A 22,657-nucleotide genomic window follows, 5' to 3' on the forward strand; every position below is an offset into this window, starting at 1 on the left:
GGATCAGCAAGGGGAGGATGCATCAGGCATCCCCAAAACCAGCGCGGTTCAACCCTGGAGGGTCAGCTCTCCGGGCACGAGCCTCCGCGTCAACTTTGCAGAGGGGTATTGGGTCTTGAGAAAGTCATTCCATCGGTCCCGCGTCGCGTTGCTGACCGCAACCTCGGCGCTCGCCATGATCGCCGCCAGCCAGGCTCACGCCCAGCAGGCGGCAAACACCGAAGTCGAAGAGGTTGTCGTCACAGGCTTCCGCGCTTCGCTGGCCAACGCGCTGAACGTCAAGAAGAACTCCAACCTGATCATCGAGTCGGTCACCGCCGAGGACATGGGGAAATTCCCCGATCAGAACATCTCCGAGTCGCTGCAGCGCCTGCCCGGCGTGCAGATCGACCGCGAGAACGGCCAAGGCACAAAGGTCCGCATCCGGGGCCTGGATCAGAACGTTACCCTGCTGAACGGCGACACCTTCCTGTCGGGCCTTGAAGCCTTCCGCCTGGGCGAAGGCAACAACAAGCAGACCAATTCTCTGGAAGGTATTCCGTCCGACCTGCTGGCCGGCGTCGATGTCATCAAGTCGCCCCGCGCCGACGTGATCGAAGGCGGCCTGGGTGGTACGGTCAATCTGAAGACCCGCAACGCGCTGGACCTGCGGGACAACACCACCGTGTCAGCCGACGTGCGCTACAATCAGGGCTCGTTCAAGGGCAAGGGCAAGCCCCAGGTCTCCGTCGTCCTGGGCCACAAGTTCTCGGACAATTTCGGTCTGCTGGGCAGCTTCACCTGGGACAAGACCAACGTCGACACCGAGATCCTGAGCGGCGAAAATCGCGGCAACTGGGCATTCCGGGGACGCAACACCGCGACCGGCAACAACCAGGTCGCCACGGGGACGACCAATGTCTGGTCGCCCGAATATCGCTACACGAACAACCGCCACCAGGAACGCGAGCGCACCGCCTTCTCGCTGAACGCCGACCTGCGCGCTTCGGATTCACTGACCCTGCGGGCCGACTGGTTCCACTCGGACCTGAAGATCTTCACGGGCGAGCATTCCCTCAAGTGGGCCTATGCCAACGAGAACGCGACCTACAACGCCCAGGGCCTGACCAAGGACAGCAACGGCGTCCTGCAATCAGGCCTCGTCACCGCCAACTCTTCCGAAGGCGACACCTTCGCCAAGGACGCGGAAGCCAAGACCGACAACGTTCAGTTCTCGGCCGATTGGGACAATGGCGGCCGACTGAGCGCCAAGTTCCGCGCTGCGGTCTCAAAGTCCGACTACGCCTCGAACTCCGCCCAGGTCGACACGCGCTATACCCAGTACGGCGTGCGTGACGGCGGCGCAGGCTTCGCGCCCAACGCCACGGCGCCTCTGGTCGCCACCTACGGCTATACGAATGGAGCCTATCCGCTCTTCACGCCGGCCGCCAACCTGGCCGCTGCGATGGTCAATCCGACCTCGGTGTTCTTCAAGTCGCACTGGGCCTTCGGCGACAAGACCCAGATCGACGACACGGCTCTGACCGCCGACTTCAAGTACAAGCCGGCATTCGCCGAGGAAGCCAATCTGGTCTTCAGCTTTGGCGCCCGCTACTCGGATCGCGAGATCGATTCGACCTATGGCCGTTACCTGGCCGACTACTCGGCCAAGGGCGAACTCCCAGCTTCCGCCCAGGGCACGACAGACCACGGCGTGTTCGTTGACTGGACGCCGCTCGGCTACTTCCAGGACGGCGCCATCGGCCTGAAGAAGTGCGACATCGCCTTCTATGGTTGCGGCCGCTTCGGCAACTCGCCGGCCGTGGTCACGCCGTACCAGACCGCCGCCTCGGCCCCCAGCCGGGCGGTCAAGGACACGGTTCACGGCGTTGCCGCGATCTTCCAGGACTATGGCCAGATGAAAAATCCGGTCGGCTGGATCCAGGCGCTCTACCCCTCGACCAAGTTCGCCTTCTACAAGGATCCGATCGAGTCCTTCAAAATCCAGGACAAGACCACCTCGACCTACGCCATGGCCGATCTGGGCGACGCCGATGACGCCTATCACATCAATGCCGGCGTCCGGATCGTTCACACCAAGCTGGTCATCGACTCGTCCAACACGCCGGTGACGCCGCTGTGGTGGGGTACCGACAGCTGGAACGGCGTGCTGAAGAACCCCGACGCGTCCAATACCGTCCGGGAATACACCGACGTGCTGCCCAGCCTGTCGGGCGTGTTCGAGGTGAGCGACACTGACAAGGTCCGCGCCAGCGCCGCCCGCGTGGTCTCGTCGCAGAACCTGTTCGATCTGGGCCAGGGCGCTTCGTACAACTTCACCCGCTCGTCCAACCCCGGCCCGAACCTGGACAAGTTCCTCTACACCAACGGCAGCGGCGGCAATCCGAACCTCGATCCCTTCCGGGCCTCGCAGTTCGACATAGCCTATGAGCACTATTTCGGCAGCCAGGGCCTGCTCTCGGCCGGCTTCTTCTACAAGACGGTGGATTCGTTCATCGTCTCCAACACCTACAGCGTCACCGTGAAGGACCAGTCGGTCGCCGGTGCCTCGGTCGGTCCGTTCTCGTCGGTCGTGAACGGCGCGGGCGGCACCATCAAGGGCGTCGAACTTCAGGCGCAGTACGCGTTCGACTTCGGGGTCGGCTTCACCGCCAACTACACCTACTCGGACTCGGAATCGCCCTACAGCAACGACTACTCCAAGAGCCTGCCGATCCCCGGCGTCTCGAAGAGCGCCTACAACCTGCAAGGCTATTACGAGACCGGGCCGTTCTCGGCGCGCCTCTCCTATGCCTGGCGGGACAAGGCCTTTGTCGGCAACTATGGCTTCGGCGCTGGAGCCGATGTCCATACGCTTGGCATCTATAACGACGCCTACGGACAACTGGATGGTCAGGTCGCCTTTGCGGCGACCCCGGCCCTCAAGTTCACCCTGGAAGGCTCCAACCTCACCAAGGAAGACGCCAAGACCTACCTGCAGTTCCCGAACCTGCCGTTCCGCTTCGTCGGGGGCGACCGTCGCCTCTCGGCCGGCGTGCGGTTCAAGTTCGGTATGTAGTCTAGCCTGCCCTGACGGCGGGTAACTATTCCCCGCCCGCCGTTTCCAACTTCACCGGGGCCGCCATCCTGCGAGGGCGGTCCCGGACTTGTGTCTACGCTCCGGCGGATCATGATCGCCTGAGTTCAAGGAGCCTTCCGGTGGTCGATCTAAAGAGTGACAACCTGCCCGGCTCGATCGTCATTCTGGGCGGCGGCACGGCCGGCTGGATGGCGGCGGCCCTGTTCTCACGCGCCCTCGGACGCCGTTGCGCCATCACGCTCGTGGAGTCCGCCGAGATCGGCACGATCGGCGTCGGCGAAGCCACCATTCCGCCGATCCGTAGCTTCAACCAGACCCTGGGCCTGGACGAGGCCGAGTTCGTCCGCGAGACCAAGGGCAGCTACAAGCTGGGCATCGAGTTCCGCGGCTGGACCCGCCCTGGCGAAACCTATTTCCACCCGTTCGGAGTCCACGGCGTCGCGCCGGACCCCGGCTACTTCCATCAGTACTGGCTGAAGCTGTCGGGCCTGAACAAGGCCGGGCCGCTGGGCGACTATTCGCTGTGCGATCAGGCCGCCCGACGCGGGCGCTTTGGCCAGCAGAGCAGGGACCCGGCGTCTCCGCTCTCGACCTTCGGCTCGGCCTTCCATTTCGACGCCGGGCTTTATGCTCGCTACCTGCGGACCTATGCCGAGCGCCTGGGTGTGACGCGCATCGAGGGCAAGGTGGCCCACGTCGCCCAGCGCGGCGAGGACGGCTTCGTCGAGGCCCTGCTGCTGGAAGGCGACCGCCGGGTCGAAGGCGACTTCTTCATCGACTGCTCCGGCTTCCGGGGCCTCTTGATCGAGCAGACCTTGAAGACCGGCTACGAGGATTGGTCGCACTGGTTGCCTTGCGACCGCGCCATGGCCATGCCCTGCGAGCGCCAGGAAGACCCCCGCCCCTTCACCTGTTCAACGGCCCAGGCCGGTGGCTGGGTCTGGAACATCCCGCTGCAGCACCGCGACGGCAACGGCTATGTCTATTCCAGCGCGTTCATTGATGACGATGAGGCTGAGGCCACCCTGCGCGCCAGCCTGGGCGGCTCAGCCCTGGCCGAGCCCAATCGCCTGCGCTTCGTCACCGGTCGCCGCAAGAAGGCCTGGAACAAGAACGTGCTGAGCCTGGGCCTGGCCAGTGGCTTCATTGAGCCGCTAGAATCAACCAGCATCCACATGATCCAGGCCGGCCTGCTGAAGTTCCTGTCCGCCTTCCCCGGCAAGACCTGGGAGCCCGTGCAGGTCGACGATTACAACAAACGTATCCAGCTGGATTTCGAGCGCATCCGCGACTTCATCGTCCTGCACTATCATGCCAACCAGCGCGACGAGCCGCTGTGGCGCTCGCGCCGCGAGATGGAGCTGCCCGATAGCCTGTCCGAACGCCTGGCCCTCTTCCGGGCCTGCGGTCGCCTGTCCCAGCATCCCGAAGAGATGTTCACCGCCACCAGCTGGCAGGCGGTGCTGAACGGCCAGGGCGTCCGACCCAGGTCCTACGATCCCCTGGTCGATCTGCACGACGCGGACCGCATCGCCGCCGAGTTCGAACAGATCCGCCGCGAGATCCGTCAGACCGCCGAGGCCATGCCCAGACACATCGACGCGCTACGGCTGTCGCCGGCGCGGGTGGGAGCCGCCTAGCCTCAGGCGGCCTTCGGAGATTACAATTCGTTTACATCCGTAATCGCTGATTGACCGGATCGATTACGGATGTAAACGATGGGGCCAATAAGGAGAGGTTCCATGCGGATCAGCACGGCCGAAAGTCAGGTGATGAGAGCTCTGTGGGCCAAGAGTCCGCTCAGCGCCGAGGAGATCATCGCCGCCCTGCCCGCCGATCAGGACTGGGCCGACGCCACGGTGAAGACCCTGCTCAACCGCCTTCTGAAGAAGGACGCCATCGCCGCAGACCGCGATGGCCGCCGCTTCCTCTACCGGCCGCTGGTCGCCCAGGGCGACTATGTGCACGCCGAAAGCCAGGGCCTGCTGGACCGACTGTTCGACGGCCGCCTGGCCCCGCTGGTGGCCCATTTCTCGCAACGCGAAAAGCTCAGCGACCAGGATGTCGCCGATCTGCGCCGCCTGCTGGAGAGCCTCGACGATGACAAATGAGATCCTGGCCCTGCTGCTGCGCGCCAATCTGGCCATCGCCGCCGCCGTCCTGCTGGTGCTGATCCTGCGCCGTCCTGTGCGGTCGCTGTTCGGCGCCCGCGCCGCCTATGGTCTCTGGCTGATCGCCCCTCTGGCGACGCTGGCCGTCCTGCTGCCGGCCAGGACCGTCACGGTTCGAGCGCCCGTCGCGCCGCCGCCCGTCGCAGCTCCGGCCGCCCTCGCGCCGACCCAGGCCATCGCCGCCCCAGCGACGGTCACACCTCAAGCCGCACCGCGCCTGCAGGTTCCAACCCACCGCCTCCGCGACGGCCTCGTCATGGGCTGGGCCCTGATCGCCCTGCTGGCCATCGGCGTCCAGGCCGAGCGCCAGCGCCGGTTCCTGAAGTCCCTCGGGAAACTGCGCGGCGAAGACGGCCTGTTCCACGCCGAACATGCCGGGGTCGGTCCCGCGGTGATCGGCGCCCTGTCACCCCGCGTGGTGCTGCCCGCCGACTTCGCCCTGCGCTTCACGCCCGAGGAGCAGGCCCTGATCCTGGCCCATGAGCGCAATCACCTGTCGATGGGCGACGCCCAGATCAACGCCCTGACCATCGCGATCCAGTGCCTGTTCTGGTTCAACCCGCTGGTCCATATCGGCGCCAATCGCCTGCGGGTCGACCAGGAGATCGCCTGCGACGCCGCCGTTCTCACCCGCCATCCCGTCGCCCGTCGCACCTATGGCGAGGCGATGCTGAAAACCCAACTGGCGCCCCACGCGCCGCCGCTCGGCTGCCACTGGCCAGCCTCGGCCAATAGCCAACTCAAGGAGAGGTTCGTCATGCTCAAACAGCACCGCCAGGGCCGCGCCCGTCGCATCGCCGGCGCCGCCTCGGTCGCCGCCCTGGCCATGGGCGTCGGCTTCGCCGCCTGGGCCGCCCAGCCGGCCCGCACCGTTCATGACCGTCCCAGCGTGACGAGGCACGACCGCGCCCGCGACATCGCCAGCCCGCTGTATCGCGCTGTTCTTGACGGCGACATCGCCAAGGCGCGAGCGCTGATCTCGGCCGGCGCCAACGTCAACTTCAAGGCCGATGGTGACGGCACGCCCCTGATCGAGGCCGCCCGCCAGGGTCGCGCGGATCTGGTCCAGCTGCTGCTCCAGAACGGCGCCAACCCCAGCCTCGCCGTCCGCGGCGACGGCGCACCGCTGATCGCCGCCGCCGGCGCGGGTCGCCTCGACATCGTCAAGGCTCTGGTCGAGCGCGGCGCCGCAGTCGACATACATGTGCCCGGCGACGACACCCCGCTGATCAGCGCCATCCGCGCGAAGGACCTGGCCACCGTCGGCTACCTGATCGACAAGGGCGCCAATGTGAACCGCGTGGCCCCCGGCGACGGCACGCCCCTGATCGAAGCCGCCCGCTCGGGCCGGCTGGACCTGGTGCAACTGCTTCTGGCCAAGGGCGCCGACGCCGATCTGGCCGTGCGCGGTGACGGCAATCCGCTGATCTCGGCCGCCTCGGCGGGTCGCCTAGACATGGTCAGGACCCTGGTCGAGCATGGCGCTTCGGTAGAGGCCTTCGTGCCCGGCGACGAGACCCCGTTGATTAACGCGGCCCAGTCCGGCGACCTGGCCACCGTCACCTATCTGGTCGAGAAGGGCGCCGACGTGAACCGCGCCGTGCCGTCCAATCCCGGCCAGACCCGCTCGCCTCTCGGCGAGGCCGTAAAGCGCGGCCATCGCGCGGTCGCCGACTACCTCCGGGCCAAGGGCGCGCGCGCCTAGCCGCGCGCCCTAACCCCTCCACAACAATCCGACAGGAACCACGATGGCTTTCATCGACGCCCGAACCTTGCCTGACGCCAGCCGGATCGAGGCCGATCTGATCATCATCGGCGGCGGCATTGCGGGCATCGCCCTGGCCCGGGAACTGGCCGGCGGCTCGATCAGGGTCGCCGTCCTCGAGAGCGGCGGTCGCGAGATCGACATGGACAACCAGGCCCTCTACGCCGGCTCGGCGACCATCCGGGGGCCCGACAACCCCGACCGGGCGCTCAACGACTATCCCGCGCAGTCGCGGATCCGCGCCCTGGGCGGTTCAGCCCATGTGTGGGGCGGCAAGTGCGCGCCGCTGGACCCCGCCGACTTTGTCCAGCGCGACTGGGCGCCCCACAGCGGCTGGCCGATGAGCCGCGAGCAGCTTCAGCCCTTCTATGACCGGGCCTGCGACCTGCTGGGCATTCCGCATTTCGGACCCGACACGCCGGTGCTGCAGGATAAGGCCCGCAGACCGCTGGACCTGGATCCCCAGGACGGCTTCTTCTCCGCGCCGCGCTACTTCTCCAAGATCTCGGGCGGGGCGGACAAGGCGGCCTTCGACGCCTTCCGCACCGACTTCGCGGATGCGCCCAACATCACCGTGTATCTCTACGCCAACGCCACCCAGGTTCGGCTCGCAGCAAAGGGCGACACTGTCGAGGGGCTGGATGTGGCCTGCCTCAGCGGCAAGCGCCACACCGCCAGGGCCCGGACCTATGTCCTGGCGACCGGCGGCATCGAGAATGCCCGACTGATGCTGGCCTCCAACACCGTGCGCTCCGAAGGCGTCGGCAACCGTCACGGTCTGGTGGGCCGGTTCTTCCAGGGCCATGTCACCTATTCGATGGATGGCGACGCCGAAACGGAAGGTTCGGCGGTCAATATCGCCCGAGCCGAGTCGATGGCGCTCTATGTGCCGCCCGCCCGCGCCGCCGCCCACTGCGTGATCGGCAGCGGCCTGGCCGGCCAGACCCGGATGAAGACCGGCAACTTCACCCTCACCCTCTATAACGGCGGTGAACCGGGCTCGGGCACGCCGACCCAGGCCGAGACCAAGGTCATCCGCCAGACGGCGACCCGTCTGGACGCAGGCAGCGGTGTGGATCAACAGGGCGGCCAACTGTTTGGCTGCTTCGCCATGACCGAGCACTTCCCCAATCCCGACAGCCGCATCACCCTGGACCCGGCCGATCTCGACCCGCTGGGCATGCCGCGCATCAAGCTGGACTGGGTCTATTCCAGGACCGACTGGGATAGCTTCGAGCGCACCACTGCGGCCATGGGCGACGCTCTGGGCGCATCCGGTCAGGGCCGCCTCTGCTGGCCTGTTCAGCGCACGGACTATGTGGCGATCTCCAGCGCCTCGCGCCATCACATGGGAACCACGCGGATGCATGCCGATCCGAAGCATGGCGTGGTCGACGCCGATTGCCGCGTCCACGATACGGCCAATCTCTATGTCGCGGGCAGCTCGGTCTTCCCGACCTCGGGCATCGCCAATCCCACCCTGACCCTGTTGGCCCTGACCCTGCGCCTGGCCGACCACCTGAAGCTGAAGATGGAAGCCGCCCGATGACCCTTCTGGCCCGCCGCGACCTGCTCGCCACCCTGCTGGCGATGACCGCCAGCGTCAGCCTGCCCGCCGGGGCCTTCGCCGCCGCTCCGGCCGGAGCTTTCAACGACCTGGATGGCGCTGCTGTCGAGCGTATCGGCAAGGCCTGGCTGGAACAGAATCCGGGAACCAACGCCAAGGCCCTGGCGATCCGGCTATTCCCGGACGGGCGGAATGCCGGGACGCTCGCCGACCTGCGCCGTCGCGCCGCTGGCGACTTTCGTCAGGGCGCGGTGTTTATCCATCGAGGCTGGCGGCTGTCGCAAACCGAGGGTGCGCTGTTTGGCTTGCTGGCCCTGGGGATCGCCGCCTAGAGCGTTGTTCGGCGAAGTGGATACCGGTTCGCCGCCGAAATGACGCGTCAAAACAAGAATCTAGAGCAAACGCCATGATTCAATCATGGCGACCTTTGCTCTAGGGGCTGGTCAGGCTCAGAGGCGTGTGGCCGGCTCATGACGCGGTTGCCGAAACTGCTGCGGCTGACAGGCGGCCAGCGAAATTACGCCTACCGCCAGGATCGCGGCGATCAGGACAAGCCTGAGCCGAGCGTCAGGGCGGTCCGTCATCGCACGGTCCGCCGATCAGAGGGCCGTGGCGACCTGCGCATGACAGGCCCCTCGCCCACGGCGCTCAGCAGCAAAACGGCGCTCAGGGCCAGGACGAACGCGGCGAACGCGACGCCCTCCAGAATGCCAAGGGTCAGTTGAAGAACAGTCATCGAGAACCTCCCTGTTCGTAGCTTGATTATCTCGCGATAGAGCTTGAGGGGTATTGATCTCACGCAACTGAGGGGAAACTTCTTCTCACCAGACGGTCGCAGTCGGCTGAAATGCTCGCGGGGACGCGCCTGCGCTCGTCACTGACGACTGGGAGGCCGTGGATCCAGGCTTTTCAAATAGGCCTTCAGCTGGGCGACCTCGTCATCGTCCAGTTCGACCATCGGCATGCGCGGATGGCGTGCCGGTGAGCCCTCCTCGGGCTTGCGACTGGGGGCCAGCATGCCTTCCGTCAGGATCTGGTCGAGCCCGCCGGGCGGGTAGCGTCGATACAGGGTCGCGAAAGGCGGCGCATCGGCCAGCAGGCTGGGTCGGCCGTCCACCGCATGGCAGGTTCCGCAGTTGCGCTGGGCGATCCCCTGACCGCCGAACGCCTGTGTGGGTTTCGACGCAGGCTCGGCGGAGACCTGAGCGCCCGCCAAACCCAGGGCCAGGACAGCAAGCAGTCCCGCGCCGCTGATCCCCCGGCCGCTCACAGCCGATCCTCGAAATCGAGCACCACCCGGCCTTCGATCTCGCCCCGCGCCATACGGTCGAAAACGCTGTTGATGTTGTGCAGGCCCTCGGCGTGGACCGTAGCCCGCACCCGACCGTCGGCGGCGAAGGCCAGGGCCTCGCGCAGATCCAGTCGCGTGCCGACAATCGAACCCCGCACCGTGATCCCGCGTAGCACCGTGTCGAAGATCGACAGCGGGAAATCGCCGGGCGGCAGGCCATTGAGCGACACCGTGCCCCCGCGCCGAACCATGCCCATGGCCTGAGAAAAGGCGATGGGCGACACGGCGGTGACCAACACGCCATGCGCGCCGCCGATCTGGGTCTGCAGATAGGGGCCCGGATCGGTCTCGCGGGCGTCCACGGTGATCTCCGCGCCCAAGGTCCGCGCCAGATGCAGCTTGTCCTTGTCGATATCGACGGCGGCGACCTTGAACCCCATGGCCCTGGCGTACTGCACGGCCATGTGGCCCAGCCCGCCGATGCCAGAGATCGCCACCCAGTCGCCGGGCTTGGCGTCCGTGACCTTCAGGCCCTTGTAGACGGTGACGCCGGCGCACAGGATCGGCGCCGCTTCCAGGAAGCTCAGATTGGCCGGCAAGAGGCCGACATAGTCAGCGTCGGCCAGCACATATTCGGCGAAGCCCCCGTTGACCGAATAGCCGGTGTTCTGCTGCGCCTCGCACAGGGTCTCCCAGCCACTCAGGCAGTAGGTGCAATGGCCACAGGCCGAGTGCAGCCATGGCACGCCGACCCGGTCGCCTTCCTTGACGTGCTCGACGCCCTTGCCGACCTTGACCACCGTGCCGACGCCCTCATGGCCCGGAACGAACGGAAGGCTGGGCTTGATGGGCCAGTCGCCATGGGCTGCGTGCAGGTCGGTGTGGCACACACCGCAGGCGGCGATCTTGACCAGCACCTGACCGCGCCCCGGCACGGGTCGCGCGATGTCCTCCACGACCAGCGCCTGGCCAAAGGCTCGAACGACAGCGGCCCTCATGGTCTTGTCCATGGTGTCTCTCCAGGTGTCGCCAAGGCTTGGCCTGGATGGAGCAGGCCGCCTCGTCATGGCGATTTGATACCGCCGCCGCAGCCGCCTGGCAGTTGGGAGTATTACGTAGGGTCGTGGTGTGCGGCCATGACACGCTCGACAGCCTCGACCAGGACGGCCTCGGCCATCGGCTTCTCTATTACGCGGCTGTAGCCGGCCGCGAGGGCCTGATCGATCAACCGCGACGTCGGGAAGGCTGTGATCATCAGCGCCTCACCCCGCCAACCCATGTCGCGCAACCGGGTCAGGATCAGCAGGCCGTCGATTTCGGGCATGCGATAGTCCGCCACTAGGCACACCGCATCCAGCGCCGTGGGATCGGCCAGCAGCGCCAGACCGGAAGCGTAGGCGCGCACCTCAAAACCACGACCATGCAGCAGCAGCTGCAGCGAGCGACGCACACCAACATCGTCTTCGACCAGCAGCAGCCGCGCGCGGTGTTCGAGGGTATTGGAGCGCGCTTGCGTCATTTCCGGCCTGCCTTCGCGACCAAGACGGGTCGCCAGTCGGGGCATGCCACACCACAATGGAGGCGGTCGCTACGTAGAGCTCCTTAGATCCCTTCCTGCAGGCCTGCGGCGAAGGCGATCCGCAGCGCTTCGGACAGGCTCCTCACCTGAAGTTTGGCCATCAGATTGGCGCGGTGAACCTCGACGGTGCGCGGCGAGATGGCCAGGTCGAAGGCGATGGTCTTGTTGGGCAGACCCTGGGCCAGGCCTCGGAGCACGTCCTGCTCGCGACTGGTCAGGGCCGCGATAGCGACGGCGGCGTCGCCCGCTCGCGCCGCGCGGGCCCCCGCGTCGTCCAGCCGTTCGAAGGCCGCCGTGATGGCGGTCAGCAGCACCGCCTTCTCGAACGGCTTTTCAATGAAGTCGACCGCCCCGCCCTTCATGGCGCGAACCGCCACGGTGATGTCTCCGTGGCCGGTCAAGACCACCACCGGCATGGCGATACCCCGCTCGGCCATCGCTTTCTGGACCTCAAGGCCGTCCATGCCGGGCATGCGCACGTCCAGCAGCACGCAGCCGGGCTCTGCATCCCTGGCCGACTGCAGAAAAGCGTCTCCCGAAGCGTAGGTCGACACCGCATAGCCCGAGGTCTTGAGCATGAACCCGGCAGAGCGACGGATCGCCTCTTCGTCATCGACGATATGGATCATCCGCCTAGTGTTCATGGATGGTTTCCTTCTCGACCTTGACCAGTGTGAAATGAAACTGCGAGCCGCCACCGGGGCGCGGCTCGTGCCAGATTCGACCGCCGTTGGCTTCGACGATCGTACGGCAGATCGATAGCCCAAGCCCCATGCCCTCGGTCTTGGTGCTGACGAAGGCGGTGAACAGCTGACCGGCGATGCCCGGCGCCACGCCGGGGCCGTTGTCGGCGATCGTGACCCGCACCAGACCATCGCCCTGGTCGTGGGTGCTCAGCCACAGCCTGGGCTGATCGACCCCGTTCATCGCCTCGACGGCGTTGCGCGCCAGATTGATCACCACCTGCTGGATCTGCACGCGATCGATCAGCACCGGCGTGGCGTCTACGTCCAGCTCGAAGATCGGGTCCAGACCCTGGTCCCGGGCGCCCATCAAACCCAGGTCGGCGGCTTCGTGAATCACGGCCGGCAGGTCCTCGACGCTCTTTTCCAATTCGCCTCGGGCGACGAAGTCGCGCAGACGCCGGACGATATTGCCCGCGCGCATCGCTTCGCCGGCCGCGTCACCCAACGCCTCGCGGATCATCGGCAGTTCATCGGGATCCGGCCTGGCCAGAAGATCGCGCACGGCCTCGACATAGTTGGCCACAGCGGTGATCGGTTGATTGAGCTCGTGGGCCAGGGTCGAAGCCATGGTCCCCATGCCGCTGACCCGGGCGATATGGATCAGTTCGGCCTGGAGTTCCTCCAAGCGAGCCTGGGTGCGCTGACGATCTGTCAGGTCACGGACAAAACCGGTGAAGACCCTGGGGCCATGGCCTGTGGCCTCGCCGACCGACAGTTCCATCGGAAAGGTCGTGCCATCCTTGCGCAGGCCGACCACGACGCGTCCCACGCCGATCACCTTGCGCTCGCCGGTGGTCAGGTAGCGTTCGATATAGCCGTCGTGACGCTCGCGGTCCGGCGAGGGCATCAGGCAGCGGACGTTCTCGCCCACAACCTCAACTTCCAGAAAGCCGAACAGCCGCTCGGCGGCGGCGCTGAACGACAGGATCTTGCCGCGCTCGTCGATGACGACCATCGCGTCGGGGACGGTGGACAGGATCGACCGCAGATGTTCGGCGCTGGCGTCAAGCGCCCGCTCGCTAGCGCGTTGGTCGGTGACGTCACGCAGAACCTTGCCAAAGCCCCTCAAGACGCCGGTCTGGTCATAAAGGGCGGTGAGGGAAACATGGGCCAGGAACTCCGAACCGTCCTGGCGCAGGAACCAGCTGTCCTCCTCGATCTTGCCCTCGGCCTGGACCCTGGCCAGATCGGCCTGCGGCTTGCCCGCTTGCCGGGCGTCCTGCGGGTAGAAGGCGGCGATGTACTGACCCACAGCCTCGGCCTCGCTCCAGCCCATCAGTCTTTGCCCGCCGGCGTTCCAGATCAGCACCCGCCCTTCGGGATCAAGCATGGAGATGGCGTACTCGGTCGCGCCGTCAATGAGCAGATTGAGCTCGCTGGCGACGTCTTCGGCCTGGCGCGCACGGGCCGCCGCGTTTTGCTCGTTGATCACCGACCTTCGACGCAGACGACCGATCTCCGCGCCCACCAGCATTATTCCCGTCGCCGCCAACAGGAATGTCAGCGCCTCCATCGTCGCCAGAGCTGCGGGCTGGTCGCGACCAGCGAAGAGGAAGCCGGCGATCAGTCCCAGGAAGGTGGCGCCCAGGCCCGCACCAATCCCGCCGAACGCGGCGGCAACGACGATGGGCGCGGTGAAAAGCAGATGGGCGGCATGGTTCCCCAGCCAGGGCGCCAGGAGCCAGCGAATCATGACCGCCAGGGCAAAGGCCGCAAAGGCCACGCCGTATCCCTTCATCTGGTCCTGCTGCAGGGCCGAACCGGACGCCATACGCTCTTCACCTTTTTCCGCGATCGAGGCGCCCCGACCCTAGAGGGCCAGAACTGCGGTGGATCATGCCTGCTGGCAACACCGGTTACAAACCGGTTTGGCGAAACGCGCCCGAGCGGGATGCGGGACTTTACGGATTGCGCACCCGTACCCGCTGCGGCTCCTTCCGCGTTATGGTCCGGCACGGATGGGTCAGAACGCTTGAGGTCGCCATGTCGCCATACAATCTAGCCGCCCTTCTCTCGCCCGCCTCGGTGGCGGTAATAGGCGGCTCCGACCATCCGGGCTCGGTTGGTCAGGTGGTGGTCGAGAACCTGCTGTCGGGCGGCTTCGCTGGGCCCATCCATCTGATCAATCCGCGCCGGCTGGAGGTGGCGGGAACGCGCTGGGCAGCCCGCATCGCCGACCTGCCGGAGCCCCCCGACCTCGCCGTGGTGATCGTCCCGGCCGCCGCCGTTCCCCCGGTCATCGCCGAACTGGGCGCGGCCGGCGTCAAGGTCGCCGTGATCCTGTCGGCGGGCCTCACTGACGCCAATGGATTGCGGCAAACCATGCTGGACGCCGCCAGGCCCTTTGGGCTTCGCATCGTCGGACCCAATGGCCTGGGCCTGCTGGCGCCCCATGCCGGTCTGAACGCTTCATTCGCGCGCGGCGCGCCAGTTGCGGGCAATCTGGCCCTGATTTCCCAGAGCGGCGCCCTGATCAGCGGGCTGATCGACTGGGCCACCACGCGGCAGCTGGGCTTTTCCGGGATCGTCTCGGTGGGCGACATGGCCGAGGTCGACCTTGCCGACCTGATCGATCTGTTCGCGGCCGATCCCCATACCGACGCCATCCTGCTCTACATCGAGGGTGTCACCAACGCGGCCAAGTTCATGGCCTCGGCCCGGGCCGCCGCGCGCGTCAAGCCGGTGATCGCCCTGAAGGCCGGACGAAACCCCGCCAGTGGCCGGGCTGTCCGCTCCCATACCGGCGCCTTGGCCGGCGCCTATGACGTCCACGTCTGCGCCTTCGAGCGGGCCGGCATCGTGCAGGTCGAGAGCCTGACCGAACTCTTCGACGCCGCCGCCGTTCTGCGCGTCGGACAGGGCCTGGCCGGCGATCGGCTGGCCATCATCACCAATGGTGGCGGGGCCGGAATCCTGGCTCTGGATGCCATGACACCCCGCGAGGGCGTCCTGGCCGAACTGGCGCCCCAGACCCTGGAGCGCCTGAACGCCGTCCTCCCCGCCGGATGGTCGCACGCCAATCCGGTGGACCTGATCGGCGACGCGCCGGTCGAGCGTTATCGCCTGGCGCTTGACGCGGTGCTGTCGGACCCCGGGGTCGACGCCGTTCTGGTCATGAATTGCCCGACCGCCCTGACGGAGCCGCGCGACATCGCCCAAGGCGTGGCCGACAGCGTCGCCGCTGCCCGCGGACGCGGAGTGCTCAAGCCCGTTATCGCCTGCTGGCTGGGCGACGCCAATCAGGATGTCGCCGGACCGATCCTCAGCGCGGCCGGCATTCCGATGTTCGGGGCTCCCGACTCCGCCATAAGGGGCTTTGGCCATCTTCTCGCCGCCCGCCGCGCACAGGCTAGCACCTCTGGCGCGCAGGGCCCCCGGGATCCGCGTGCCGACGATCGCGCTGCAGCGGTGGCCCTTATCCAGACCGCCCGGTCGCAAGGGCGCACCCTGCTCAACGAGATCGAGGCCAAGGACCTGCTGGGCGCCTATGGCGTGACCACCGTCCCGACCCGACTGGCCGCCACGGCCCAGGACGTCGCCGGGGTCTGCGCGGAACTGGCGCCGCCCTACGCCGTCAAGATCGTCTCGCCGCAGATCTCCCACAAATCCGATGTCGGCGGCGTGGCCCTGAATCTGCCGGACGCACGGGCCGCCGGCGTCGCCGCCGAGGCCATGGCGGCCCGCGTCGCCGCGACCTTGCCCGACGCCACGATCACCGGCTTTGCGGTGCAGACCATGATCCCGCCAGGCCGCGCCCACGAACTGATCGTCGGCCTGGCCCTGGACGCCACCTTCGGCCCTGTCGTGATGGTCGGGGCCGGCGGCAAGGCGGTAGAGGTTCTGAAGGACCATGCCCTGGGCCTTCCGCCCCTGGACGGAGCCCAGGCCCGCGCCATGATCGCCAGGACCCGGATATCGCGCCTGTTGGCCGGCTATCGCGACGAACCCAGGGCCGACATCGACGGGGTGGTCGCCACCCTGGAGGCGCTTTCGGCGATCGCGATGGATCTGCCCGATGTCGTCGAGCTGGATATCAACCCCCTGCGCGTAGATGCCAACGGCGTCATGGCGCTGGATGCGCGGATCGTCATCAGCCAGGAGCCCGGCCTCGCCTCGCGCCTAGTTCTACCTCCCGCGACGGGTGCATGAGCCATCCAGGCGGCGGACCGATCTCGTCTACGTAAACATCCCAATGTGAGATGCTCCGCCGTTCACCTATCCCTGAAATCCACTGCTCAGGGAGATGTGCGATGTCGATGCCCGCCTATCTGCGAGACCGCGCTGAAGCCGCCGCGCCGCACGCACAGGTGATTTCGTCCGACGAGGTCTTCTCGGCGATCGGCGTCGGCATGTCCTTCTCCAGCGGCGAAGAGATCTACGCCCAGGATGACGAGACCGACATGGTCTACCAGGTCCAGCGCGGGGCGGTTCGCGCCTCTCGCCTGCTGGGCGACGGGCGTCGCCAGATCGCCGGCTTCTACTATCCCGGCGACCTCTTCGGCCTGGAGGCGGGGCTCACCCACCGCGCCTCGGCCGAAGCGCTGTGCGACAGCAAGATCCTCGTGGCCAAGCGCTCGGCGCTGAAACACTATGGAGAGGCCGGCGAGCGTCTTGAGCGTCTGATCTGGCGCGCGACCGGTCAGGAACTGGGTAGGGCTCAGGACCACATGATGCTGCTGGCGCGCAAGAGCGCCTATGAGCGGGTCGCGGGCTTCCTGTCCGACGTGGCCAAGCGCCAGGGTGCGGCCTGGAACGAGCTGGCGATGAGCCGGCAGGACATTGCCGATCATCTGGGCCTGACCATCGAGACCGTCTCGCGCATGGTCACCCAACTGCAGGCTGACGGCCTGGTCGCCCTCGAGGGTTGCCGCCGGTTCCGGGTCGCCGCGCCGGTGCGAATGGCCGACCTCGTCGCAGCCTGAACGTCGCGAGGCGTTCACCGGAGGACCTCATGGCCGAAGATCCACACCGTCCGCCCCCCGAGCCGCCCACTGAGCCGCTCGCATCCTCCGCGACACCCGAAGCCAGGGTCAACGCGATCCTGGCCCGCCACCATCTGATGAGCGTGGCGACCCTGCGCGCTGACGGTTGGCCGCAAGCCACCCTGGTGAACTATCTGGCAGACGGCCTTGCGCTGTTTTTCCTGGTCGCGCAGGGCAGCCAGAAACACGTCAACATCGTCGCCGATCCCCGGGTCTCGATCGCCATCGGCGGCGATGATCAGGGCCCGCCGCAGGGCCTGTCCCTGGCAGGCAAGGCCAACGTCATCGACAATCCGCAGTGGGTCGATGCGCTCAATCGCCGGATCTGGGGAACACCCGAATTCGCCCGCTTCGAGCCCCACCCCGCCGGGCAAGGCGTCGTCCTGCTGCGCTTCATGCCGATGTGGGTGTCGTTGATCGACTACGGATCACCCCCAGGCCGCATCCAGCTGTTCGCCGTCCGCCAGGATTGGCGCCTCGAGCCCGTCGCAGCCTAGGCGCAGTTTCCGCCTCGACCGGTCAGGGCGCTAGGCGTCCTGACCCCGCCGAACCAGGGTGTAGGTGATCAGACCGGCGGCGATGGCGGCGACAAGCGCCGAGCTCGCGGCGGTCGCGGCCAAGGCTTCGGCCGGGTGGCGCCGGACCTCTCTCTTCGCCGCTCTCTCGAGTCGATCCAGCTTGGTCTGGACATCGCCTACCAGTTCTATGGCGGCATGACCCAAGGCCACGGCGCTTACCGAGGCCGCATCGCCGGCGTCATGACCCAAATGGTCGACCATGGTCTTGAGGTGGTCGGTGACGTTCTGGAACGCGTCGCGACCATCGCGGGCGATCGTCTTGATCTTACGAGCTGCCATTGTCTTGCCTTGCGAAAAGGGGGGCGGATGACGTTGCTAGAACACCCCCACCGGCGGCTGCGGGCCTTGAGCTGAATCAAGTTCGCGCGCCGAGGTCGCATTTTGCGGCCCATCCGGCCGGCCTTCGACCACCGCGCTGAGGCGGCGCAACAGCGCTTCGCGCGCCGCGTCGCTCTCGGCGCCGCCGAGGGCGGCGTTGAGCGCCATCTGAAAGGCGACCCGCTTGTTGTGCCAGTCGAGCTTGGAGGCGGCATGGGGCGGCAACCTGGCGGGCGACGACTTGAGCGGGACGGCAGGTCCCTCGCCGAGATCGAAGGCGTCGTCCAGGTCGGGGATCAGAATTGTGGCCGCATCGAAACCGGCGCTGGCCAGCCGATCCCGCAACCCGGCGGTGGCGTCAGGCTCGCCATGGGCCAGCAGGATGGAACCAGCGACAGGCGCCCAATCGAGCGCCCAGCGTATGAGGCCGGCGGCGTCAGCATGGGCCGAATAGGCGTCGAGTCTGCGCACCCGCGCTCGAACCCGCACCTCGTCGCCCTGGATGCTGACGCGTTCGGCGCCTTCGGCGAGCAAACGGCCCAGCGTGCCGGCCGCCTGGAACCCACACAGCAGCACCGTCGCCTCCTTGCGCCACAGCAACCGCTTAAGATGCTTGCGCACCCGGCCCGCATCGCACATGCCGCTGGCGGCCAGGATCACATGCCAGCCGGACAGCCGCTCCAGGCCGTCGCTATCCCAGGGCTTGTCCAGGAAGCGCAGATGTTCTGAGGGGCGGATCGGCTCGAAAGGATTTCGCTGCAGGGCGGGATTCCAGCCCCGGTCGAGGAACACCTTGGAGGCCTCGATGGCCAGGGGCGAGTCCAGGAAGATGTCGCCGCGCGGCGCGTCGCCGTCCTCCATCAGTTGCAGCAGATCGACCAGCAGTTCCTGGCTGCGCTGCAGCGCAAAAGCGGGGATCAGCAGCGGACCGCCAGCGGCGTGCGCCGCCTTGAGCTCCTCGGCCAGGGCCGCGCGCCGCGCGACGCCGCTGGTGACGGTGCGCTCGCGGTCGCCATAGGTGGATTCAAGGATCAGATGATCGACGCCCTTGGGACCTTGCGGATCGGCGACGAAGTCGCTGCCGCCCGAGCCCAGGTCGCCGGAGAACAGCAAGCGCTTGCGAGCGTCCTTTGCACCGACCTCGACCTCGATCGACGCTGAGCCCAAGATGTGGCCGGCCTCCCAGTAGATCGCCGAGATCCCGGACGCGACCTCGACCGGCTCACCCAGCTTGACCTTCCGAAACTGCTTCATCACGCGGGCGGCGTCGGCTTCGGTATAGATGGGCTCGACCGAAGCCAGACCCCGTCTCTGGTTGCGCCGATTGAGCGCCGCCACCTCCGCCTCCTGAATCCCGCCCGCGTCGGCCAGCATCACCGCGCACAGGTCACGCGTGGCCGCCGTCGCATAGATCGGCCCCTCGAAGCCCGCCAGCATCAGTTTGGGCAGCAGGCCGCTATGGTCGATATGGGCGTGGGTGAGCAGAACGGCGTCGATCCGGGTGGGGTCGAAGGGAAAGTCGCCATAGTTCAGCGCCTTGAGGGTCTTCGAACCCTGGAACATGCCGCAGTCGACCAGCACCGTGGCCTCTTGGGTCTGCAGGCGGGCGCAGGAGCCGGTCACACAGCCAGCGGCGCCATGAAACGACAGGATCGGGGTCATGATGAAATCTCGCGGGGATGGGCCAGATCGGACGCGACGCGAACCGGCAAGGCCTGCTGGAGCCGACAGGATCGGCCAGACGGCGACCCATTCCGTGATCTGGATCAATTTGGCGGCCTGGCCGAAGACTAGTCTGTGAAGGCAACCCGTCGCCGCCTGGGAGCCCGCCCCATGAAACACGCCGTCATTCTCGCCCATCCCAAGCCCGACAGCTTCTGCGCAACCATCGCCCGAACCTGCGTCGAGCATCTGCGCGCGACCGGTCACACCGTGCTGCTGCGCGATCTCTACGCCCTCGACTTCGACCCTCGCCTCAAGGCCACGGAACTGCCGTCGGCGTCGGGCGCCCATCCGGCTGCCGACATCGTCGCCGAGCGCGGGCTGGTCGGCGATGTGGACAGTTTCATCTTCGTCTATCCGTTCTGGTTCAACGCCCCGCCCGCCATTCTAAAGGGTTATGTCGACCGGGTGTTCAGCATGGGCTTTGGCTATGCGCCGGGTCTGGGCGGCGCGGAGGCGCTGCTCGACGACAAGACCCTGCTCAGCTTCTCAACCTCCGGCGCACCAGAGGACTGGGTCAACGACACCGGCGCCCTGAAGGCCCTCATGACGGTGTTCGACCTCCACCTGTCGGGCGTCTGTGGTCTGCGGGTTCTCGACCACAAGCACTTCGGCTCGATCGTCTCGAACATCACCGAGGAGTCCCGCGCGGATGTCCTGCAAAGGGTGCGCGTCGGTCTGGACGAGCTGTTCGGCCCTGCGTCGGCCTAGCGTCCATGCCGATCCATTCCCTGGATGAGGCCGCCCGCGCGACCGCGCCAAATAGCGGCCCGCAGGAAGCCTCCGCATCCTATCGTCTGGCGGCCCTCGACCAGGACTTCCTGCTCGGCGACTCGATGCGCAGTGTCCGGTTCCTGCTCGAATTCGCCAAGGCCGACGAAGCCCTTCGCGCCTGGGGCGTGCGCTCGACCATCGTGGTCTTCGGCAGCGCCCGGGTGCACGAGGACTCCCCGGGCCGGCGCGGCGAATGGTACGCCCTGGCGCGGCGCTTTGGGCGCATCGTCTCCGAACAGGGCCTGGCCACCCACGTGGAAGGCCAGCCTCGCGACAACGTCATCGCCACAGGCGGCGGTCCCGGCCTGATGGAGGCCGCCAATCGCGGCGCCTTCGACGTGGGCGCGCCATCGATCGGCTTCAACATCACCCTGCCGCGCGAGCAACGACCCAACCCGTACTCGACGCCCGAACTGACGTTCCGGTTTCACTATTTCGCCATGCGCAAGATGCACCTGGCCATGCGCGCCAACGCCCTGGTGGTCTTTCCGGGCGGGTTTGGCACCTTCGACGAACTGTTTGAACTGCTGACCCTGCGCCAGACCAACAAGTCGCCCCCGATCCCTATAGTGTTGGTCGACGAGGCCTACTGGCGTTCGGTGATCGCTTTCGACGCCCTGGTCGAACACGGCATGATCGACGCGGCCGATCTGGACCTCTTCGCCTTCGCCGATACGGCCGAAGTGGCGTGGTCGCGGGTCCTGGCCGGCAGACCGCCCGCGCTCTGAACGCCTTCAATCGCCGGGCAGCCTTACAGCCCGCACGCCCCGCCGAACTTGTGGGTCATCTGCAGGTAGTAGCTGCGCCCGGTCGAGTCGAACCACGAAGTGTCATAATAGGGATAGCCCGAATAGGTCGGGTCACGCTGGGGGCCCTTGTCCAGCAGGTTGTCGACCGCAAGGCTGATCCGGGTGGTGTCGTTCAGGTCGTACTGGACGGTGGCGTTGTAGAGATAGCTCTCCTTGATCCAGCCATCCTCGGCGTAGTTGGGCAGACGATCCAGGCGCTGGCCGTGTAAGCCCAGGGTCAGGCGATCCAGAGTCCAGTTGATCGAGCCGGTGCTCTTGGAGCGGGGGATGTCGTAGCCGCTGTCATAGGCCAGCTGGTTCTCGATCGGATCGCCCGGATATTGCCGGCTGGTGTGCTTGTGCACCCAGGTATGGGTCAGGCCGAAATTGAACGTCCCGAAGCTTTCGTGCTGGTTTTCCAAAACGGCCGCGCCACGGGCGCTCACCCCGGCGCAGTCGTCCGCAGGGCCGCGCCCTAGCGCGGTGCGACCGCCGCCTTCAGCCGGCGCCGCCGCCAGTCGTCGAAGTGGACCTTGCCCAGCCAGAACAGCATGATCGGCAGCGGCGCCAGGGCGAGGACGTAAAGCAGAGCTGAGTCCTGCAGGGCCTCGGGAAACACCTGCTGCTGCCCGAGGAAGAACGACCCCGAGGCGATGAACAGCGAAAAGCACATGCGCCAAAGGTGCCGCGCAATCCGCGAGACCCTGGACAGCTGCTTGCGCACGAGCACATGCAATTCACCCGCGGCCGCGAAGGCCCCGGCAATCGTAAACAGGAAGAAGGCCGGCGGCGGCGAGCCGTCCACCGTGCCGCTGGGGCTGGCCGCGCCCATCCGCATGAAGATCACCCCAGCGGCGGTGATGGTGAGGGCGACGACCAGCCCGATGACCTCCGGCACGCCGGCCTTCACCTCCCGCTGTCGGGCCGCCATCGTGCCACTGACCAGAAGGTACAGCGCCAGGACGCCGGCTACGAAGTTGGGCCGCTGGCCGGTATCAAGGAACGGCGCCACGCCCGCGCCGATGGCATAGGCTGTGAACATCGCCAGAAAGAACACCGATCCCGCCGCGCGGTGGACGCTCTGACCCTTGCGCGAGGCCAGGGCGACGACGCCAGTGACCATCCCGATCGCTCCGCCGGCGATGTGCGCCCACAGCAGGGCGTTGGCCCCCAGATGCATCCAGGCCGGATCGCCGGGCCCGGCCTGCAGATTATCCGCCAGGGCGATCGAAGGCAGCAGCGCGGCGGCAATGACGAACAGGACGAGCGTTACGGGAAACCGGTGTGTCATGGCCCC

The 22,657-nt window shown here is 66.8% G+C and carries 21 protein-coding genes; 11 read left to right on the forward strand and 10 right to left on the reverse strand.

Annotated elements, in window-relative coordinates; translation table 11 throughout:
- Nucleotides 1-175 precede the first annotated feature (175 nt).
- From ACN2C8_RS14815 to ACN2C8_RS14840, 6 genes are all read left to right on the forward strand, one after another.
- Nucleotides 176-3,058, forward strand: coding sequence for a TonB-dependent receptor (locus ACN2C8_RS14815; protein WP_419252747.1), 2,883 nt, complete (start codon nt 176-178; stop codon nt 3,056-3,058).
- 140 nt (nt 3,059-3,198) lie between these two features.
- Complete coding sequence (locus ACN2C8_RS14820; RefSeq protein WP_419252749.1) at nt 3,199-4,719, forward strand: tryptophan halogenase family protein; 1,521 nt, start codon at nt 3,199-3,201, stop codon at nt 4,717-4,719.
- A gap of 102 nt (nt 4,720-4,821) precedes the next feature.
- On the forward strand, nt 4,822-5,190 hold the full coding sequence (locus tag ACN2C8_RS14825) for a BlaI/MecI/CopY family transcriptional regulator (protein WP_419252751.1): 369 nt from the start codon (nt 4,822-4,824) through the stop codon (nt 5,188-5,190).
- On the forward strand, nt 5,180-6,955 hold the full coding sequence (locus tag ACN2C8_RS14830) for a M56 family metallopeptidase (RefSeq protein ID WP_419252753.1): 1,776 nt from the start codon (nt 5,180-5,182) through the stop codon (nt 6,953-6,955). The genes ACN2C8_RS14825 and ACN2C8_RS14830 overlap by 11 nt, the downstream gene beginning before the upstream one ends.
- 43 nt (nt 6,956-6,998) lie before the next feature.
- The gene (locus ACN2C8_RS14835) at nt 6,999-8,564 is read left to right on the forward strand and encodes an FAD-dependent oxidoreductase (RefSeq protein WP_419252755.1); all 1,566 of its coding nucleotides are present in this window, start codon (nt 6,999-7,001) and stop codon (nt 8,562-8,564) included.
- Entirely contained in the window at nt 8,561-8,914 is a 354-nt protein-coding gene (locus ACN2C8_RS14840; RefSeq protein WP_419252757.1) for a hypothetical protein, read from the forward strand. Before ACN2C8_RS14835 ends, ACN2C8_RS14840 begins: the two co-directional genes overlap by 4 nt.
- A gap of 248 nt (nt 8,915-9,162) precedes the next feature.
- On the opposite strand, the gene ACN2C8_RS14845 is transcribed toward ACN2C8_RS14840, so the two are convergent.
- The 6 genes from ACN2C8_RS14845 to ACN2C8_RS14870 all read right to left on the reverse strand — a co-directional run bounded on the left by ACN2C8_RS14845 (nt 9,163) and on the right by ACN2C8_RS14870 (nt 13,969).
- Nucleotides 9,163-9,318, reverse strand: coding sequence for a hypothetical protein (locus ACN2C8_RS14845; protein ID WP_419252759.1), 156 nt, complete (start codon nt 9,316-9,318; stop codon nt 9,163-9,165).
- Between the two features lie 138 nt (nt 9,319-9,456).
- A complete protein-coding gene (locus tag ACN2C8_RS14850; RefSeq protein WP_419252761.1) occupies nt 9,457-9,852 on the reverse strand; it encodes a c-type cytochrome in 396 nt (131 codons plus the stop codon).
- The gene (gene adhP, locus ACN2C8_RS14855) at nt 9,849-10,883 is read right to left on the reverse strand and encodes an alcohol dehydrogenase AdhP (RefSeq protein WP_419252763.1); all 1,035 of its coding nucleotides are present in this window, start codon (nt 10,881-10,883) and stop codon (nt 9,849-9,851) included. The genes ACN2C8_RS14850 and adhP overlap by 4 nt, the downstream gene beginning before the upstream one ends.
- 101 nt (nt 10,884-10,984) lie before the next feature.
- The gene (locus tag ACN2C8_RS14860; protein WP_419252765.1) at nt 10,985-11,392 is read right to left on the reverse strand and encodes a response regulator; all 408 of its coding nucleotides are present in this window, start codon (nt 11,390-11,392) and stop codon (nt 10,985-10,987) included.
- A gap of 83 nt (nt 11,393-11,475) precedes the next feature.
- Complete coding sequence (locus ACN2C8_RS14865) at nt 11,476-12,096, reverse strand: response regulator transcription factor (protein WP_419252767.1); 621 nt, start codon at nt 12,094-12,096, stop codon at nt 11,476-11,478.
- Complete coding sequence (locus ACN2C8_RS14870; protein WP_419252769.1) at nt 12,086-13,969, reverse strand: PAS domain-containing sensor histidine kinase; 1,884 nt, start codon at nt 13,967-13,969, stop codon at nt 12,086-12,088. The genes ACN2C8_RS14865 and ACN2C8_RS14870 overlap by 11 nt, the downstream gene beginning before the upstream one ends.
- Nucleotides 13,970-14,181: 212 nt before the next feature.
- Here ACN2C8_RS14870 and ACN2C8_RS14875 point away from each other — a divergent pair, with 212 nt between their 5' ends.
- From ACN2C8_RS14875 to ACN2C8_RS14885, 3 genes are all read left to right on the forward strand, one after another.
- Nucleotides 14,182-16,347, forward strand: coding sequence for an acetate--CoA ligase family protein (locus ACN2C8_RS14875; RefSeq protein WP_419252771.1), 2,166 nt, complete (start codon nt 14,182-14,184; stop codon nt 16,345-16,347).
- 101 nt (nt 16,348-16,448) lie between these two features.
- The gene (locus tag ACN2C8_RS14880; RefSeq protein ID WP_419252772.1) at nt 16,449-17,120 is read left to right on the forward strand and encodes a cyclic nucleotide-binding domain-containing protein; all 672 of its coding nucleotides are present in this window, start codon (nt 16,449-16,451) and stop codon (nt 17,118-17,120) included.
- A 29-nt stretch (nt 17,121-17,149) separates the two neighbouring features.
- Nucleotides 17,150-17,677, forward strand: coding sequence for a pyridoxamine 5'-phosphate oxidase family protein (locus tag ACN2C8_RS14885; RefSeq protein ID WP_419252774.1), 528 nt, complete (start codon nt 17,150-17,152; stop codon nt 17,675-17,677).
- A 30-nt stretch (nt 17,678-17,707) separates the two neighbouring features.
- Here ACN2C8_RS14885 and ACN2C8_RS14890 read toward each other — a convergent pair whose 3' ends face one another.
- Both ACN2C8_RS14890 and ACN2C8_RS14895 read right to left on the reverse strand, forming a co-directional pair.
- On the reverse strand, nt 17,708-18,037 hold the full coding sequence (locus ACN2C8_RS14890; protein WP_419252775.1) for a hypothetical protein: 330 nt from the start codon (nt 18,035-18,037) through the stop codon (nt 17,708-17,710).
- 36 nt (nt 18,038-18,073) lie between these two features.
- Complete coding sequence (locus ACN2C8_RS14895) at nt 18,074-19,738, reverse strand: MBL fold metallo-hydrolase (protein ID WP_419252777.1); 1,665 nt, start codon at nt 19,736-19,738, stop codon at nt 18,074-18,076.
- Between the two features lie 171 nt (nt 19,739-19,909).
- Here ACN2C8_RS14895 and ACN2C8_RS14900 point away from each other — a divergent pair, with 171 nt between their 5' ends.
- Entirely contained in the window at nt 19,910-20,509 is a 600-nt protein-coding gene (locus ACN2C8_RS14900; RefSeq protein ID WP_419252779.1) for an NAD(P)H-dependent oxidoreductase, read from the forward strand.
- 5 nt (nt 20,510-20,514) lie between these two features.
- Nucleotides 20,515-21,300, forward strand: coding sequence for a TIGR00730 family Rossman fold protein (locus tag ACN2C8_RS14905; RefSeq protein ID WP_419252780.1), 786 nt, complete (start codon nt 20,515-20,517; stop codon nt 21,298-21,300).
- Between the two features lie 23 nt (nt 21,301-21,323).
- On the opposite strand, the gene ACN2C8_RS14910 is transcribed toward ACN2C8_RS14905, so the two are convergent.
- Nucleotides 21,324-21,806 (reverse strand): hypothetical protein, encoded by a 483-nt coding sequence (locus ACN2C8_RS14910; RefSeq protein ID WP_419252782.1) that lies wholly within the window; start codon nt 21,804-21,806, stop codon nt 21,324-21,326.
- Nucleotides 21,807-21,835: 29 nt separating this feature from the next.
- Complete coding sequence (locus tag ACN2C8_RS14915; RefSeq protein WP_419252784.1) at nt 21,836-22,651, reverse strand: hypothetical protein; 816 nt, start codon at nt 22,649-22,651, stop codon at nt 21,836-21,838.
- Nucleotides 22,652-22,657: the final 6 nt, after the last annotated feature.

Source organism: Caulobacter sp. ErkDOM-C, from assembly GCF_048541825.1.
In the GTDB taxonomy this organism is placed as follows: Bacteria; Pseudomonadota; Alphaproteobacteria; order Caulobacterales; family Caulobacteraceae; genus Caulobacter.